14 protein-coding genes are annotated in these 16020 nt (G+C 65.9%); 8 read left to right on the top strand and 6 right to left on the bottom strand.

The window, feature by feature from the left end; all coding sequences use genetic code 11:
• Positions 1 to 5 precede the first annotated feature (5 nt).
• From HUA74_RS42220 to HUA74_RS42205, 4 genes are all read right to left on the bottom strand, one after another.
• A complete protein-coding gene (locus HUA74_RS42220; RefSeq protein WP_174459110.1) occupies positions 6 to 929 on the bottom strand; it encodes a JmjC domain-containing protein in 924 nt (307 codons plus the stop codon).
• A 67-nt stretch (positions 930 to 996) separates the two neighbouring features.
• Positions 997 to 1425: a YciI family protein gene (locus tag HUA74_RS42215; RefSeq protein ID WP_141644403.1), complete on the bottom strand. Its 429-nt coding sequence runs from the start codon at positions 1423 to 1425 to the stop codon at positions 997 to 999.
• Between the two features lie 130 nt (positions 1426 to 1555).
• Positions 1556 to 1828 (bottom strand): hypothetical protein, encoded by a 273-nt coding sequence (locus tag HUA74_RS42210; protein ID WP_371817398.1) that lies wholly within the window; start codon positions 1826 to 1828, stop codon positions 1556 to 1558.
• Positions 1829 to 1996: 168 nt separating this feature from the next.
• Positions 1997 to 2641 (bottom strand): glutathione S-transferase family protein, encoded by a 645-nt coding sequence (locus tag HUA74_RS42205; RefSeq protein WP_174459108.1) that lies wholly within the window; start codon positions 2639 to 2641, stop codon positions 1997 to 1999.
• Positions 2642 to 2894: 253 nt separating this feature from the next.
• On the opposite strand from HUA74_RS42205, the gene HUA74_RS42200 reads away from it, so the two are divergent.
• From HUA74_RS42200 to HUA74_RS42165, 8 genes are all read left to right on the top strand, one after another.
• Positions 2895 to 3986, top strand: coding sequence for a hypothetical protein (locus HUA74_RS42200; protein ID WP_174459107.1), 1092 nt, complete (start codon positions 2895 to 2897; stop codon positions 3984 to 3986).
• Positions 3983 to 4645 carry an AHH domain-containing protein gene (locus tag HUA74_RS42195; RefSeq protein WP_174459106.1) on the top strand — a complete coding sequence of 221 codons (663 nt, stop codon included), beginning with the start codon at positions 3983 to 3985 and terminating at the stop codon, positions 4643 to 4645. The genes HUA74_RS42200 and HUA74_RS42195 overlap by 4 nt, the downstream gene beginning before the upstream one ends.
• A gap of 23 nt (positions 4646 to 4668) precedes the next feature.
• Positions 4669 to 5241 (top strand): imm11 family protein, encoded by a 573-nt coding sequence (locus tag HUA74_RS42190; protein WP_371745618.1) that lies wholly within the window; start codon positions 4669 to 4671, stop codon positions 5239 to 5241.
• A gap of 22 nt (positions 5242 to 5263) precedes the next feature.
• Positions 5264 to 6094: an Imm49 family immunity protein gene (locus tag HUA74_RS42185; RefSeq protein ID WP_174459104.1), complete on the top strand. Its 831-nt coding sequence runs from the start codon at positions 5264 to 5266 to the stop codon at positions 6092 to 6094.
• A 599-nt stretch (positions 6095 to 6693) separates the two neighbouring features.
• Positions 6694 to 8763 (top strand): hypothetical protein, encoded by a 2070-nt coding sequence (locus HUA74_RS42180; protein WP_174459103.1) that lies wholly within the window; start codon positions 6694 to 6696, stop codon positions 8761 to 8763.
• Positions 8764 to 8925: 162 nt separating this feature from the next.
• Entirely contained in the window at positions 8926 to 9447 is a 522-nt protein-coding gene (locus HUA74_RS42175) for a hypothetical protein (RefSeq protein WP_141644406.1), read from the top strand.
• A gap of 73 nt (positions 9448 to 9520) precedes the next feature.
• Entirely contained in the window at positions 9521 to 10909 is a 1389-nt protein-coding gene (miaB, locus tag HUA74_RS42170; RefSeq protein ID WP_141644407.1) for a tRNA (N6-isopentenyl adenosine(37)-C2)-methylthiotransferase MiaB, read from the top strand.
• A 28-nt stretch (positions 10910 to 10937) separates the two neighbouring features.
• Positions 10938 to 11453, top strand: a complete 516-nt coding sequence (locus HUA74_RS42165) for a gamma carbonic anhydrase family protein (RefSeq protein WP_174459102.1) — start codon at positions 10938 to 10940, stop codon at positions 11451 to 11453.
• A gap of 156 nt (positions 11454 to 11609) precedes the next feature.
• Here the strand turns inward: HUA74_RS42165 and HUA74_RS42160 are convergent, their stop codons facing one another.
• Positions 11610 to 12230, bottom strand: coding sequence for a hypothetical protein (locus HUA74_RS42160; RefSeq protein ID WP_174459101.1), 621 nt, complete (start codon positions 12228 to 12230; stop codon positions 11610 to 11612).
• Positions 12231 to 15785, bottom strand: a complete 3555-nt coding sequence (locus HUA74_RS42155) for a hypothetical protein (RefSeq protein WP_174459100.1) — start codon at positions 15783 to 15785, stop codon at positions 12231 to 12233.
• Positions 15786 to 16020: the final 235 nt, after the last annotated feature.

The following is a 16020-nucleotide window of genomic DNA, read 5'->3' as shown; positions in this document are numbered from 1 at the left end:
GCGCCCTAGCTCTCCTCCACGATCTTCCGGGCCTCCAACTCCAGGACGTGGGCCTGCAGCTCGTGCAGCAGCTCGGACAGTCGCGTGTGGCACGCTCCGCTGCGCTCGGGGTCCGGCGAGCCGATTCCATCGGCGAGCGCGCGCCACCGCACGTCCTTCAGCAACTGCTGTCGCAGCGCCGCGCTGACCACGTCCGCCCAGGTGGGCTGGCTGTAGGTGAAATTCAGCGCCAGCGTGTCCTCCGAGGCCTCGGTGGAGTGCCAGTAGCCGCGCGGGACGAAGAGCACCGAGCCGGGCTCGAGCGTGATGACCTCGGCACCCTCGGGCATCTGCTCGGGTAGCTCCTGCTCCAGGTAGCTGGCCAGCTCGGGCGAGGGCGGGCCCATGTTCATCGCCCAGCGGTCCGTGGGCAGGGGCAGTTGTGTGTTGGGTGCGAGCGTCCAGCGCTTGGTGCCGCGCACCTGCACGACGATGTTCGCGTTCGCGTCGAAGTGGGGGCTGTTGCCGCCACCCGACGGCGAGGCATAGAAGATGGCCCGCGCCACGGCGTTGCGCGCGAGTCCCAGCTCGAACGCCACCATGTGCAGCCACTGCTCGACCAGGGGGAGGTAGCGCTCCGCCGAGTCGAGGATGAGCGCCATTCCGCTGCGGTACAGCGCCGCCGCGGTCTGCGCCTCCACCCGGATGACGCTGTGCTCATCGCGCCGGTCCGGCAGCGCGACCATCACCGGGTTGCGGTAGGTGTGCAGCAGCCGCTCGAGGTCATGGAGCTCGGGGAGCGCCGCGAGCTCCCCGAGCCGTTCGAGCGGGCCGTGGCAGACCAGATGCCGCGTGGGCCAGTACTCCGCCAGGAACTCGCGACCCGAGTGCGGCGTGAAGAGCTGGTCGAGGAAGGGGCGCTCCGATGACTCCAAGTCCATGAGCGACATTAACACGCGAGCTACTGGGCTCTGGGCTGAGTCTCCGGAGCCCAAACCGTACCCAGGGGCCGCCGCGTCACGGCGACTTCTTGAAGGTCTGGCTCCAGGTGGGGGCTACCTGCTCGATGAGCGTCACCAGAGCCGGCGGGATGTCCTCGGCGCCGGTGAGGGGCCGGACCTCCATCACGTCGTCATTGCCCATCCCGCCCGGGTAGCGGCGGGCCCATTCAATGGCCTCCTCCTTCGACGCCACCTCCAGCACGTAGAAGCCGCCGATGAGTTCCTTCGTCTCCGCGTAGGGGCCGTCCCTCACGCTGGCCTTGCCGCCCTTGAAGACGACGTGCGCGCCCGGGGACGGGCTGAGGCCCTCGGAGGCGATGAGCACGCCGGCCTTGTGCATCTCCTCGTTGTATTTCATCTGCGCGATGAAGACGGCCTCGTCGAAGGCTGCCTCCGGTGGCGTGGGCTCCAGCGTGGAAGGGCGGGGGATGAGCATGAAGCGCATGCGGTAACTCCTGGAGTGGGGATGTGAGGCGTGGCTCCATCCCTACAACGAATGACCGTGCGGCGGTTCGACACGGTCATTTCAGGGGACGCTGCCGCGCGCCGGTGGGCCCCTCGGCGCGTGGGGTGGCTCAGAATGTCCGGTAGCAGAACTGGCCCGGGTTTCCCTGGGTGCAGTCCTCGGGGCAGCTCTGCGTCGTTTCACCAGGGCAGCACGCCCTGTTCCCGCAGTACTCGCCAGGAGGGCAATCCGCCGGACAGCGCAGTCGCTCGATGGGCGCGCAGACCCCATCGCCGCAGACGGCGAGCTCGGACTTCGACGTGGCGAGCGCCTCCTCCACCCCGGGGTCCTCCTCCATCGCACCAGCACCACATCCCACGATGAGCCCCACTGTCAGGGCCACTACGACACTCCAAGCCGCCTTCATCGGAACGCTCCTTGTCGGGTCCGCCTGCATGAGGAATGCGCGCAAAGGCTAGCAGGCTTCGCGGACAGGACAACGGGGTGCGCATCCAGGCGTTGTCGCCGCATTGCCTGTCGGATGAAGTGCCCGTGGGGGGCGCGTGAGGCCTCAGGTTCTCACGCTCGCGGATGGCGGCATGGACGGTGCGGTGCGCTTCCACGCCTCGAGCTCCTGCACGCGACCGAGCCAGCTCCGGAGGTTCGCATGCTCCCCGAGAGGCAGTCGCGCCGGTCCGGCGAGGGCGAACGCCGCGGCCAACGAGAAGTCCGCGAGCGTCAGACGTTCCTGTGAGACCCACGTCTTGCCCGCGAGGTGCTCGTCCAGGACGCGCGCGTGCTGCGCGAAGAGCGCCTCGCCCCGTGCGACCTCCGTGGGGTTCGGCGGCCCACGGCCCGCCACCGCCTTCACGAAGTTCTCGAAGACCAGGATGGTGCATGCCTGCGCCATGTGCGCCGAGCACCAGAAGAGCCAGCGCGTCACGTCAGCACGCCCACGCGCATCCGTGGGGAGCAGGGTTTGTCCCGGCGTCATCTCGGCCAGGTACTGCATGATGGCGCGCGACTCCCAGAGCAGGAAGCCATCGTCATCGAGGACAGGAACGAGGCCATTGGGATTGCGGCCCAGATGCGGCGTCGCGCGCTGCTCGCCGTTTGGCAGGTCCACCACGACGCGCTCGAGAGGTACTTCGAGGTGGGTGGCGACGAGCAGGACTCGGCGCGAGTTTCCGGACAAGGGGTGGAAGTAGAGCTTCATGAAGCGTTCTCCTGGACCGCGCGGATGGATGAAGGGGGAACCTGCCCGCCAGGGGTGACAAGGGCTTGTCAGGTATCTTCGGGCCCGTCCTGAGGCACCGCGCGCCCGGCGTGGAGGAAGGCGTTCGACGCGTAACGCGGAGCCGGCGTCTGTCCTTCCCATGCGCTCAGTGGCATACTGGGAGTTCGGACTCTGGGAGGGAAGTCGGATGGCATCCCACCAATCAATGTCAGTCTCCGTCGGGCTTTGCGCCATGGGCGCGGCGACCTCCCTGGGCCCTGTCACCCAGGCCGCCGCGGCTGCGAGGGCGGGCATCGTCCGCGCCAGTGAATTGGCGTTGAGCACCTGCCTCGATGAGGTGACGTCCGAGCGCGTTGCCCTCGTGGGCCACACCGCTGGCCCCCTGACCGAGGGCTTCGAGGGAATCGGTCGGCTCGTACAACTCGGTGTCGCGGCCTTGGAGGACCTGGAGGCGACCGTCCACGGAGACTGGTGGGGGCAGCTCGACTTTTTCCTCTGTCTTCCTCGAAGCCTTGGACATGGGACGAGTCCGACAAGGGAGTCCACCGAGGTCGCGGGGTTGCTGGCGGCCCGGATCCAGGCCGAGGCGCGCTTCATTCCCACGCCGATGTCACTCCATCTCTTCCAGGACGAGAGAGGTGGGACCATTCAGGCACTCACGAAGGCCATGGAGTTGCTCGCGGCACGGCGGTGCGACCAGGCGTTGGTGCTGGCCTGCGACTCACTCGTGTCGCCAGAACGAATCGAGGCACAACTCGAGACGCGTCGCCTCAAGACGCCCGATCATCCGGTGGGGTATTTGCCGGGCGAAGGGGCCGTGGCCTTGCTGCTGGAACGTCGGGACGCAGCCCGCGAGCGCGCGCGGCCTCCCATTGCCTACCTCTTCAGTCCGGTGACGGCCCAGGAGACGCAAAGCCGCGATGCGAAGGCTCCTCCCATGGGGCGGGCAATGGGGGAGAGCCTCACCATGGCCCTGGTGCGAGCAGGGGCCACGTCGATTCCGGAGGGAAGTCTCTATCTGGACCTCAACGGGGAAGAGTTCCGGGCGAGGGAGTGGGGCCAGACGTTGCTTCGGGCGCGGGACGCATGTCGCGTCGAGGAATGGAGGTCCGTCATTCCAGCCCTGAACTTCGGTGAACTGGGGACCGTGTCCCCACTGGTCTCGGTCTGTCTCGCCACGCGAGCCTTCGCCCGAGGCTACGGCCCAGGACGGCACGCGTTGATTCTGGTGGCTGGCGATGACGGCCACCGCGCAAGCGTACTGCTCGAACGCGGGCCCGACCTTCGGAGTCCGCCGTCGATGACCGCGGGGAGGGCGCAATGAGCCTTGTGAAACACATCGCGAAGACGCGCAAGCGGGAGATCGTCACGCAGCGGGTGAGCGGCTTCCAGAAGAACTGCAACACCGGCTTCGAGAGGCCAGGGTTCTGGGAGGCACATCACATCGTCTGTGTGTCCTCCGTGGGAAAGCGAAGGGGGGACTATCCCAAGTCGCCGCCAGACCTCGCCGACTACATCGAGGCGTGTCTATGGGTGACGCCGTGGGACATCAACGCCGCTCACAATCTCATCGGACTCCCCTTGAACCGGCAGTACCGGGACTCCGATGGAGAGAGCCCCGTGGACCTTCCTTCCCACCAGGTGGACCACAACACCCGGGATGGGTTCACGGACGAGGTTTCGAAGTACCTGAAGGAGAATGTCTGGTGCTCCCTCACCGCGAAGAAGAAGGTTCATGACGTCGACATCGCGAAGCTGAAGGAGGAGCTGCGAAGCGCCAGTATCGAATTTCGTGGGCGCCTGGAGTCCCGTGGCACGCGAAAAGGCGGCACGAAGCTCTGCTGGAGGAGCCGACACGACGAGGGCTTCGCGCGCAAGTGGTACTACCCCTTCTCGATGGGGAAGACGCCCAGCCATCGTTCTCCCGGCGTGGCGTATTCGCTGCTGGACTCCATCTTCAAGAAGATCAAGCTGCCGTTCTGATACCTGAGGTGAACGTGAGCGTCATGCCCGTCGTCTGGGAGTGGGATGTCGGAGATCGTTTTTGTGTCCTGGATGGCGTCCTGAATGTCGAGGACGAGTATCAGCTCAGCAAGGGCGTCAGCCGGGCACAGGGCTTTCCGGCCGATGCGAGCTTCGCCATGTCCGCCAAGCACCGGAAGTACATCGCCCTGGCGGATAACATCAGCAACCTGAACCGGGCGCTGGTGGTCTCCCGCCGGCTGAAGGACGTGATCGAAGCCAGGCGGCCGCGCGACGTCGAGTATCTTCGCGTTTCAATCATCGACCACAAGAAGAAGGTCGCCAGCGATGACTACTTCATCGTCAATCCGTTCAAGGTCGTCGACTGCATCGACAAGGATAAGTCCAAGTACCGGTGGAACAACATCGACCCGGAGAAGATGAGCTCCTGTACGAAGCTGGTGCTCAAGCCGGAGGCAATCAATCCAGAGCTGCTCCTGTTCCGACCCCAGCACCTCGAATACTACGTCCTGGTCCACCCGGACCTGGCCGCGGCGCTGGAGGAGGAGGGGTTCACGGGCCTCCGCTTCACGCCCATCGACGAGTTCGAGTCCTGAGCTGCCCGGAGGGTGCATCTCGATGAGCTTGCACGCCCAGCAACAAGACATCATGGAAGAGCTCCAGGAGCATCTGGCCACCATCGCCGGGGGTGCTCCCGCCGTGGAGCTGGGGCGGGTCTACGAGGAGGTGGAGCAGTGCTTTCAGGCGACAGCCTGCTGTGCCTTGCTCGTGGCCGCGGACAGAGCGAGCTTCCAGAAGCACCTGTGCTGGGCGGCGCTGGCACGGCGGGATTATCTCCGTCGCATCCGTGACGAGGGCCTTCCGAACGATTTTCGGTGTGCCAGGGGCCGAAGCGAGGCCTTCTTCTGCGCGGTGGCCGCGGGCGACATCGCCTTGGCTGTCGAGATTGGCGACCTGTCTCCCTCGGTGAGGATACCGGATGGGGAATACGAAGATGACTTCGCGTATCAGTGTTTTCTCCACCAATGCCTGAAGCGCGCCGACCCAGTCGTCAGGGGGACAGTGCTTCGGCGATTCGAGGCGGCCGTCAAGGACAGTCACTCGAGCCGCTTCGACGTATGCACGGCGTTGCAGCAGGGCTCTCGCGAGGATTTCGAATCAGCCTTGGAGGCAGTCATCGATGGACACTGCCTGGAACAGGACGACCTGCGGCCTCACTCCGAGGATGTGTCGACGTTCGAGCCGCGAAGCCGCGTCTTCATCGAGGGGCTGGCGCTGCTTCGAATCGCGAGCACCCAGGGGCTCCACTCCACGGCACGGACTTTTCGCCGATGCCCATGGAGTGTCCGTGAGTACGCCCTTGAGGGCAGGCCGGACGATATCTTCGCGGAGATGACGAAGCTGAGCGGAACACGGCGGCCCACGCGCCGAGGCTCGTCGCCGGCCTGACTCCCTCGTGCGTCACGGCGCGCTCCCTCAAGCAGGGGTGGCGCCGGGGTTGGAGGAGGAGATCCCCGTCCATCCGCCAGAGCATGAAGGCCCACCGGAGTCCCTCTCCCTCGAGCAGAAGAGCGATCTGATCGCCTTCCTGCGTCGGCGCTGAGCCGCACCAGCGAGTCACAAGTGAAGTTCCTGCGCGGCGCAGGAGCGAAGCCCGTGGTGCCCGCCCGCCTGCTACCCGCAAAGCGCTCCTGGTCTTCTCATCCTCGCGCCAGGCGTCCGCCGAGGACGCGAACGCGTTCTTGGGGAACGCGGGCCGTGCATGCCCTGGAGCGCTCGCTCGCCCTCCAGGCGGGCTGAGTGTGTTGCGGCACAGCGCTTGCTGTGCCTTGAAAAGTCGCCCGCAGTGGCACGGCGAGAAACCGCATCGTGCCTCTCGATCTTGGCGCAGGCCCCCTCTTGCCTGCCCTGCGCCATGCATGACGACCTGGGTAACGCCGCTTGGGAGCCCTCATCGGCCTACGTCCTCCCCGGACGCCGCCCACGGACGTCGACACGAAGCTCACGCATGTCTTTTACGCGCGAAGTCCTCGCGATGGATCCGATACATGTCTTGTGGAATTTGTGGGAAGAGCGTGGGGGCGGGCCAGGGTGCAAAGGCCGTTTTCTGCACCTCCTGCACGGAAGATCTGAAAGCAGAAGGCGTCCCCGTCGACTGGGCCACGAAACAGTACCTGGCGACTCGACTCCAATCGACCCTGCAGACGCTCCAGCAGCGTTATCAACGCTTGCGCGCCCAGTCGGCCGCTGGCTCGGGCGCCAGCGCCGTGGCATCCAAACCAAGCAAAGAACAGGTCCCGAAGAACCCCAAGGGGGCGGCGACAGGGTCAGCCGCTGCCGCTGCCGCCGCAGGGGCCTCTTCACTGGGAAAACACTGGGAAGGGAGAGGGGGGCATCGTCGACGCAAGCCGCTGACGCCTGAACAGCAGATCCAGTTGGACTCGCTCTATTCGGATTTGCAGCTCCCGTATGTGGACATCCTGGTCAACAGTGCGGACCAGAATGGTTTTGGCGACCTGATCAACGGCCTGCATACGGGGCGTCTGCTTCACCAGGGGACGGGATGGAGGATCGTCGCCACCTCGAACCATTCCCAATTCGACACGATGCTGTCGAGTTTTCCGTGGGTCAGTAAGGTGCAGGAAGTGGGATGGAGTCCGGATATCTCCCTGGAGACTCCTGCTGCCACCACTACGGAGGGGGATCTGGCTGTATCGGAGTATAGCTATCGCGTCGGGAGGGCGCTGGACGTCTTCACAAGGCAGTCGGGGTTGGGGGACGGTGAAATCGGTATCATGATCAACAAGGAGTTGAGAGCGCCGATCCCACTTGCCGAGTTGAAGCTGTCCGATGCCGAGAAGTCCGATGCCGAGAAGTCCGATGCCGAGAAGTCCACAAAGGCGCTTTGTGACTTCTTGAGGAAGTACCACCAGGGGTGTCGGTTCTTTTTTGGTTATGGTGCCGGCCAGAAGTCCAAGGCTCGATACGATCTTTTACTGGATCGCGTCGTGTTTGATGTCGGCATCAAGAATGCCATCGTCTTGCCCGTCAATCACAATCTCATGGAACAGGGCGGAGCGGGCGGTAAAGGTCGGCGCAATAAGGCGTCATACATCGGCGAGTATTGTCGGACTCGAGGACTCCGCGTTCTGGAGGTCGAGAAGAATAAGTGGTTCAGTGTGTCTACTCTGATCCAGGATGATCGGACGACAAAGGTTGTGGCCATGGAACCGGGCGCGGTGATTCCTTATTCCGTCATGCAGAAACTGTGGCGCGCCGCGGATAGGTCATTCACTATCGCAGAGGGGGATCAGTCTTTCGGTGAGGCTATTTCAGCAGGCATCCCGATGGCCTATCAACTCTGGCCTGATGGCAAAGGTATAATACACAAGCAGGCATTGTTTGATAATTTTGTCAAGAGGAGTGGCGGTGGTGATGTTGCTGAGTTTATCAGGGTATGTGCCAACTATCCGGATGAAGGAGTCGATGTTCGGCAGAGGGATTGGATTATCGGGCGCTGCAATGACAGGGATTTTTTGCGGCGATATGTCAATTCCATGGATCTGATCGCGAGCAATCACGATATACAGGGGCGACTGCAGTGCTTTGTCAAGCGGCACTGGCTGCGAAATAACCGGGCGCGGTTGCTGGGAATCAATTCGGATCTCGGTGCTTTGGTTGGAGAGATTGTCGAACTGGAGGATCGCGGAGAGTTCGATCTGGTTGTGGCGCAGACCCGGAAGATGGTTGCAATGTATCGCGCGGTGATCTTTGACTTCAATGTCAAGCAGGGGGTTCTGGATAAAGGCCCGGGTTCTGTTGCTAAAAGGGCCGCAGCCGTCAAGGACGCCTTGAATCCAGGGCCGGGCGGCGCAGCCGGGGCTCTGACTCATCCCCCTGTCGCGACGGGGACGTTCAATCCCGAACTCCTGAATTTGATTTCGGACTATGAGCGCACGGACGTTCTGCCCGCCATGGGTCCGATGGGGGCGGCAGGCGCCTCGCCAGCGGCAGAAGCGGCGGCAGCGGCAGCGGCGGGCGCCGCCCCTGTTGGCGTATCGGCCGCGGCGGCAGCGGGGGTGGCCTCGCCTTCAGGGAAGCAGGGAGCCCCTTCGTGAGCTGAACGAGCGCATCCTGGCGAGCGCAGGTTCCTCGGGTGGGGACGCTCGGTGGCGCGCTACCTGGGCATGTTCAGATTCGCGCCAGGAGAGGAGTGTCGCGAACCCTACCGCGACGGGACGGGCCCTGTTACACCTGCCCGGCCTTTTCCCAGGAGTCCCATGGCCCCCTCACTCTTCGACGACCACGGCTACCAGGACGTCCCCAACCGCGAGACGGGTACCCACCTCTCCGCGGCGGATGACCGGACCCTTCGCATGGCCATGCCGCCCGTGGACGGCGCCTTGCTCGATGCCCTGGTGCGCTACCAGGAGGCCTTCCTGGCCGACGTGGGCTCGGCCAGAGGCTCGGAAGCCCTGGCCCGTGCCCACGCCCTGGCCCAGACGGCCTCCGGCCTGGATTCCCAGGCGCTGGAGCAGGGCATCGCCATGCTGCGCGCCTTCGGCGGCCGCCGGTGGACGGCTCGGAAGCTGGACGACAAGCTGCGTCAGCTCGAAGGGGCCTCGGAGGCTTCGGCGGAGGAGCTGCGGACCCGCGTCCGGGACGAGCTGGGCAAGCAGGAGCGGGAGACGGTGGCCCTGGGCCGCCGCTATGGCGAGGCCACCCTGGCGCTCCTCCGGGAACGCGAGGGCTCCCTCCTGGATCTCCACACCCGGATGACCGGACTGCTCAGTCAGGGATGACCGCGGGCCCCGGTTCGGTTGATTTCCGTGCCCGACCGTCGCATAAGGGCACGTTCTTGCTCAGAGAATCCCCATGAAGCGCTACTTCATCCACACCTTCGGCTGCCAGATGAACGTCAACGACTCGCTCCGCATGAGCGAGGTGCTGGCGAAGATGTCCTACGAGCCGACGCCTGTGCCGGAAAACGCGGACCTCATCATCCTCAACACCTGCTCCATCCGCGAGAAGGCCGAGGACAAGATGCTGTCCGCCCTGGGCCGCTACAAGCCCGTGAAGGCCAGTCGCGGCGCGCTCATCGGCGTGGGCGGCTGTGTGGCCCAGCAGGAGAAGGACCGCCTCATCAAGAAGGTGCCGTACCTGGACTTCGTCTTCGGCCCCGACAACATCGCCCGCCTGCCGGACATCATCGGCCGCGTGGAGTCGGAGCGGGCGCGGGTGGTGGAGACCGCCTTCGTGGACTCGGAGGAGTACGTCTTCCCGCGCGCCGACCCGGAGACGTCTCGCGGCAAGGTCACCGAGTTCGTCACGGTGATGAAGGGCTGCGACAACGTCTGCTCGTTCTGTGTCGTCCCGCACACGCGCGGCCGTGAAGTGAGCCGCGCCTTCCCGGAGGTCCTCCTGGAGGTGGACTCGCTGGCGAAGGTCGGCGTGCGCGAGGTGACGCTCATCGGCCAGAACGTGAACTCGTACCTGGGCGGCGTGTCCTTCGCCCAGTTGCTCCTTCGCACCGCCGAGGTGCCGGGCATCGAGCGCGTGCGCTTCACCACCAGCCATCCGCACGACCTCTCCGATGAGCTGATTGAGGCGTTCCGCACGCAGCCCAAGATTGCCCCTCACTTCCACCTGCCCGTGCAGTGCGGGAGTGATCGCATCCTGAAGATGATGCGCCGCGACTACACCGTGGTGCAGTACATGGAGCGGCTCAACAAGCTGCGCGAGGCGCGGCCGGGCATCGCCGTCACCACCGACATCATCGTGGGCTTCCCCGGGGAGACCGAGGAGGACTTCGAGATGACGATGAAGCTGACCGAGGAGGTCCGCTTCGACAACCAGTTCTCCTTCATCTACAGCCCCCGCCCCAAGACGGGCGCGGCGCTGCGTGAGAAGGACTGGGGCCCCATTGCGCACGAGGTGAAGATCGCCCGGCTGGAGCGCCTGCAGAAGCTGCAGCGTCGCATCAGCGCGGAGACGACCGCGGCCCTGGTGGACTCGGTGGTGGAGGTGATGGTGGAGGGCCACTCGCGATACGACGCCGCCAAGCGCTTCGGCCGCACGCCGGAGAACCGCACCGTCAACTTCGAGGGCGACGCGCCCACGGGCTCCTTCGTGACGGTGAAGGTGGATCGCTCCACGCCCAACCAGCTCTCGGGCAAGCAACTGGCGGTGCTGCAGTTGCCCACCGTGGAGCCGCTGCCGGTGGCGCCGCCCGTCTCGCCGTTCCATGTCGTCGCGGAGGCCTGAGGGCCCGCGCGCGAGAAGAGGTGTCAACATGGCGCTGAGAGCGTTTCGCGGGGTGTCCCCCCGCATCCACCCGAGCTGCTTCGTGGATGACTCCGCCCAGGTGGTGGGGGACGTGGAGCTGGGGGAGGGGTCCTCCATCTGGCTCAACACGGTGCTGCGCGGCGACGTGAATCCCATCCGCGTGGGCCGGCGCACCAACCTCCAGGACCTGTCCCTGGTCCACGTCACCGGAGGCAGGTCGAGCACCCTTATCGGTGACGACGTGACGGTGGGGCATCACGTCGTGCTGCACGGCTGTACCGTGGGCAACCGCGTGCTCGTCGGGATGGGCTCCATCCTCCTGGACGAGGTGGAAGTAGGGGACGACTGCATCATCGGCGCTGGGACGCTGCTGACGCCCGGGACGAAGGTGCTTCCCGGCTCCATGGTGATGGGCTCACCCGGCAAGGTGAAGCGGCCCCTCACCGAGGCGGAGCGCGAGTTCCTCCTGATGTCCGCCCACCACTACGTGGAGCTGGCCAACGAGTACCGCGCCAGCCGCTGACTCGCGGGCCCGTCGCTTTCAAGAATCTCGGCTGGGGCTCGGTGGTTCTCATGTGCCCGGCCTCGACGATGTGGTGTTCGAAGGCCTTGCGTTCCCCCACTACACCTCGGAGCCGGGTGACTCCAGACGTGAGGCATTGGTGACGCGTGTGATTGATTACGGGTCCCGGACGGGTTTGGCGATTCCGCCCCAGTCGTCGTAGTAGCCCTTGAACAGGTAGTGCCGCAGGTCGGGGTCCTCCGGCATCAAGCGCTCCACTGGCCAGTCCTTGTCTGCGGGCTTGAGGGTGACGTCCCAGCCCAGGACGGTGAGCCCGAGTCCTTCCGCGACACGAATCAGCTCGCGCGCGGCGGCTTCGTGCCCGGGATGTGTCGCGAACCACTCCGCGCTGAGGAGGTCGAACATCTCGTGCCAAGGTTCGATGCCGGGAGGAGAGAAGCGGTGCCAGACTCCAGCGACCACTGGAGCCACGACGCTCAACAGCATCTGGAAGTACTCGGCGGGTTCCTCCGGGCCATGTCCCTCGAAGGACATCTCCGTTCGGCTAGGAGGGAGTCGGGGGCTCAGTGGACACTCGATGTCGTAGTAGTTGTTGATGTCCCGTGGAGTGGTCTGCACCGTGGCGGGATGGCCCAGGAGCTGGGTGACACTTTGCCTCAGCACTTCGAGCTGTCGCTCCTGGGTCTCGGATTGGTTGGCAGGCTCTTCCCAGTACTGCCATCCATCCACGTAGATTCTGCGAAGCCGCGCCCTCAGTTCTCGTTCCATCGTGTCCATCTAGAATCCTCTCGCGAACCGCACGGCAATCTCGCGGCGGATGTCGTCAACGGTGCGTGTCCCGGTTTGGATCGCATTGGCATATGCCTGGATCTGCGCTTTCGTCAATGTGAGCTGACCACCCTGGACATAAATTGAGTTCACTTTCAGGCCACCCCCTGATTTCGGGCCGACCCAGCATTGGAGGCGATTGTTGCGCAGGCTGATATTGAGGCCTTGTTTCTTGGCCTCGACGATGTTGCGCCCTCCCTTCCCGGAGAGTGCCTGCTCGATGAGGGTGTAGAGCTCGCGGCGGTTCGTGAGGGTCCTCTCCGGGAAGAACGAGGTGACGTGTGTGAGGGGCTCCTTCCCCAGCTCTCCAACGCGCCGGACCGGGTCGAAGTTCTCGACCGTATGGGCATCCAGGATGTGGTCCAACTGCTGTTGTGGCACTTCCACCGTGAGCTTGTTGGCGGTCGTGACGTGAGTCGGGACGTCACGGGCATCTACTCGGGGCGGCTTGAGGGCCGCCGGGTTCTCCAGGGCGTGAACATCCTTGGAGAGAGTGGGCAGGACCTCGTCCTCCAACTGCCTCAACCTCGCGGCGTCCGCCTGGCTCAGTTGGCTCGTCTGGCGCAGTCGGTCGTATTCGCCCTTCGCCTTGTTCAGCTCGGCGCGCATGCGGTCGGCGAAGTCCTCCACGGACTCCAAGTGGGGCCACGGGTTCCGGGCGTTCGCCGGGGTCGTCCCCGCCGTGACCAGGTCGTCCGCATGGACCTTGTTGAGGTAGTCCTGGGGATGGGGGCTCTGGCGGAGTTCGGCGAGCTGCTTGTTGCTGAGCCGCGTGGCCCCAGGCGTACGGACATGTGCCTCGGTGATGGTCGTGGTGAGGTCGGGTCCCTCGACCAGCAACACCCAGGGATTGATGCGGCCCTCCAGCCGGAAGCGACGCCCTTGGAGCAGGATGCGGAAGCCCTTGAACCGGGTGCGGCTCAAGAGCCTGCCGCCGAGCGCGCGCAGGTTCTCCACACCTCTTGCGATGCCTTTGCCGACGCCTCGAAGCAGGACTTTGCCGCCCTTGAGCACGTAGCTGGCGCCCCCGCGAAGCACACGCGCCGCTCCCGAGGCACCTCGGGCCAGCGCCTGGGCTCCCTTCACCGCGCCCCGGGCCGTGGCTCGCGCCCCCTTGAGCACCAGTCCGCCGGCCTTGAAGGTCAGCAGCGAGATGAGCTCGATGGCTCCCGCCGCCATGCCCTTCGCCAGGCTCTTGCCTCCGCCCGCGATGTCTCCATTCCAGCCCTTCTGCAGGAAGTCGCGGACATGCCCGGCCAGCTGCATCACCATGAGCCCCGTGAAGAGGGACCCCATCACACTCATGATGGGCAGGAGCGCGGCCAGGAGGGCGCCGCCCGTCAGGATGTTGGCGATGATGAAGCCGGCCAGGGCCAGGACGCCGCCCGCGAGTACATAGGGCCAGTTCGCGGACCACCACGCGGCCAGCCCCTTCTTCATCGCCTCCCACTTGATTGCCGCGCGCTCGGGCGGTGTGAGGCCGTCGTCTGGGAACGTCTCTGGTCCCGCCTCTGTCTGTGTCTGGGCCGCCGGAGCCTGCCCGGACGTGGGCAGTCCCAGCGCGGCGTCGAGCGTCCGGTTCGCTTCGGTGGACTCTCCGAAGACGACCGTTCCATCGCCGCCACCCGTCTGTTGATGCAGCTCCGCCAGGAGCAGGGGAGACAGCTGTTCCTCTTCGGCCACCTCATCCGCGCCGACGTTGGCCTCCGTCCAGGGCGGACCCGGGAGCGGCGCGTCGGCGCCTGGGTCTTGCGTGGCCTGCGGCGTGGCGGGCGCCGTGCCTTCCGGGGACGCCGCGACCGCTGGCGGCATGCGCCCGGCCGCGACAAGTTCCGCGGGGGACAAGGGCTGGTCGAGGTTGCCCCCGAGCAGTTCCTCATAGGCCGCCGTCTCGAACTGTCCGGGGGCCGTCTTCGCCGCCGCGACGAGGTCAGCGAAGCGGGCGAGCAGCTCCTGCAGCTCGCCGCTGATGAGCATGCCGACCACGGTGAGGAGACCGTTGTAGATGCTCTGGACGAGCCCGAGGACCTTGTCGATGGTCTCCGCCAGGAAGTCCAACACGGCGGCGACGCCCTTCTTGAGGACCTCCGCCGCGGTGTTGACGATCCGCGTGGCCGTCTCGACCGCCTGGTCGATTCGCCGCAGCATGCGGTCGCGGATGTCGGGGAAGGCCGCCAGGGCGATGCTCACCAGGCCCTTCAGGATGGCCCCATAGGCCTGGATGAGCCCGACGATGGCCTTGCGCGCCAGCTCGATGGCCGCGAGCGCCAGCCTCTTGGCGGCATCGAAGAGGGCTTTGACCGCCTTGTGCAGGTTGTCATAGACGAAGTTGACGGCGGCCTTGAGGCCGTCGATGAGCGCCTTCGCCTTCGACTTCACCCAGCCCCAGAAGCCACTGGACTTCTTCTTGGCCTCGCGCTTCTTGCGTTCGACCTCGGCATCCGCGCGCTGACTCTCCGTACTCGCGTCCTGCTCCGCCTTTGCGATGTGGGCGTCGGCCTTGCTGTTGCCTTCCCGCGCCTCGGTCGAGATGCGGTCGCGATGGTCCGTCCTCGCGGTCTGGGCCTTGCCCTGGAAGTCCGCTTCGACGCGTGTGTGCTCTCCCTCCCAGTCACGTCGCGCGAGGCCGACGGAGGCATGGGCCGTGGATTGCGCATCTGTCTGGGTGGAGCGGGCCTCGTCGCCCAACTCGGAGATGTCCTCGTGGGCCTGCGCGTGGGCCTGCTCGGTATCGCTCTCGTACTTCGCCTCTTCCTGCGTGTAGTGCTGCTGTTCGGCGCCGATGCGCTCCTGGAGCGGAGGGGAGACACCCGCATCGACGGAGGCCCGCGCCTCGGCGGGAATCGACAGCGCGGCGGCGGAGGCTCCAGGCATGGCGGCGGTGGCCCCCGCCTCCGACAGGTGCGGCCGGAGCATCGAAGGATCAGGCTCCGGGAAGATGGCGTTCTCTCCGAAGTCCCCCTGGATGTCCTGGGCCGCGTCGAGGCGAGCGGCGTGTGTCTGCTGGTCCGACGCGCCGTAGGCCGACTCCAGGTGTGTCGGGTCGGCGTCGCCGCTCAGTTCGACGGAGGGCCGCTCCGTGGCCTGTGTCGGCACTCCGGTGGTCCACGGGCCCACGCTGGCGAGGGCCCCTTGTGCGCTGTGGGCGAGCTCCTGATCGCCGTCACGCTCTGCGTCGCTCGACTCGCCCGTGCCTCCCGCGAGGACCGTGGGCTCGGGGGCGGGCAACGCCGGGGCCTCGGGCGCCAGCGGCCCCACGAGGAGGGCCCCTGGCCCGGTGGCGGGGGCGCTCGTCTGGAGCGGAGCTGTCGCAGCCTCCTTGGAGAGGGCTTGCTCCGGGGGAACGCGTTCCCGCGCGGGGAGGCCCATGGGCGTTGGCATCACGGGGAGGCGCGCCTGGGCTTCGTCGCGCTGTGCCTGGAGGACGCCAGGGGAGGCCTCGCTGGCCTGAGTAAACGCGGCCAGGGCCGCCGTGGCCGGTGTGCGCGCGAGGGATTCCAGCACGGCGCCGGGGCTCCCCGTGTCGAGGGTGGCTGGCGCCTCGGCCGTGGCACCCGTCCCGCCACCGTCGCCACTCAAGCCTCCGTCTGTTGTCGCCGGAGCCTCCGCCCTCACCGCCGCACGGGCGGGTTCGGCGCTTCGGGATTCCTTCTCGGGTTCTGGGGCGCGCTTTGCCGTGTCGGTATCGCTCGTGCCGGGCCATTCCGTGTCGGCACCGTCGGCGCCTGGGCTTGCGTTC

Origin of the sequence: Myxococcus sp. CA051A, assembly GCF_013336705.1 — a bacterium.
Classification (GTDB): Bacteria; Myxococcota; Myxococcia; order Myxococcales; family Myxococcaceae; genus Myxococcus; species Myxococcus llanfairpwllgwyngyllgogerychwyrndrobwllllantysiliogogogochensis.
Note: the sequence above shows the minus strand (reverse complement) of the source record. Positions and strands in the feature narration are given on the sequence as shown.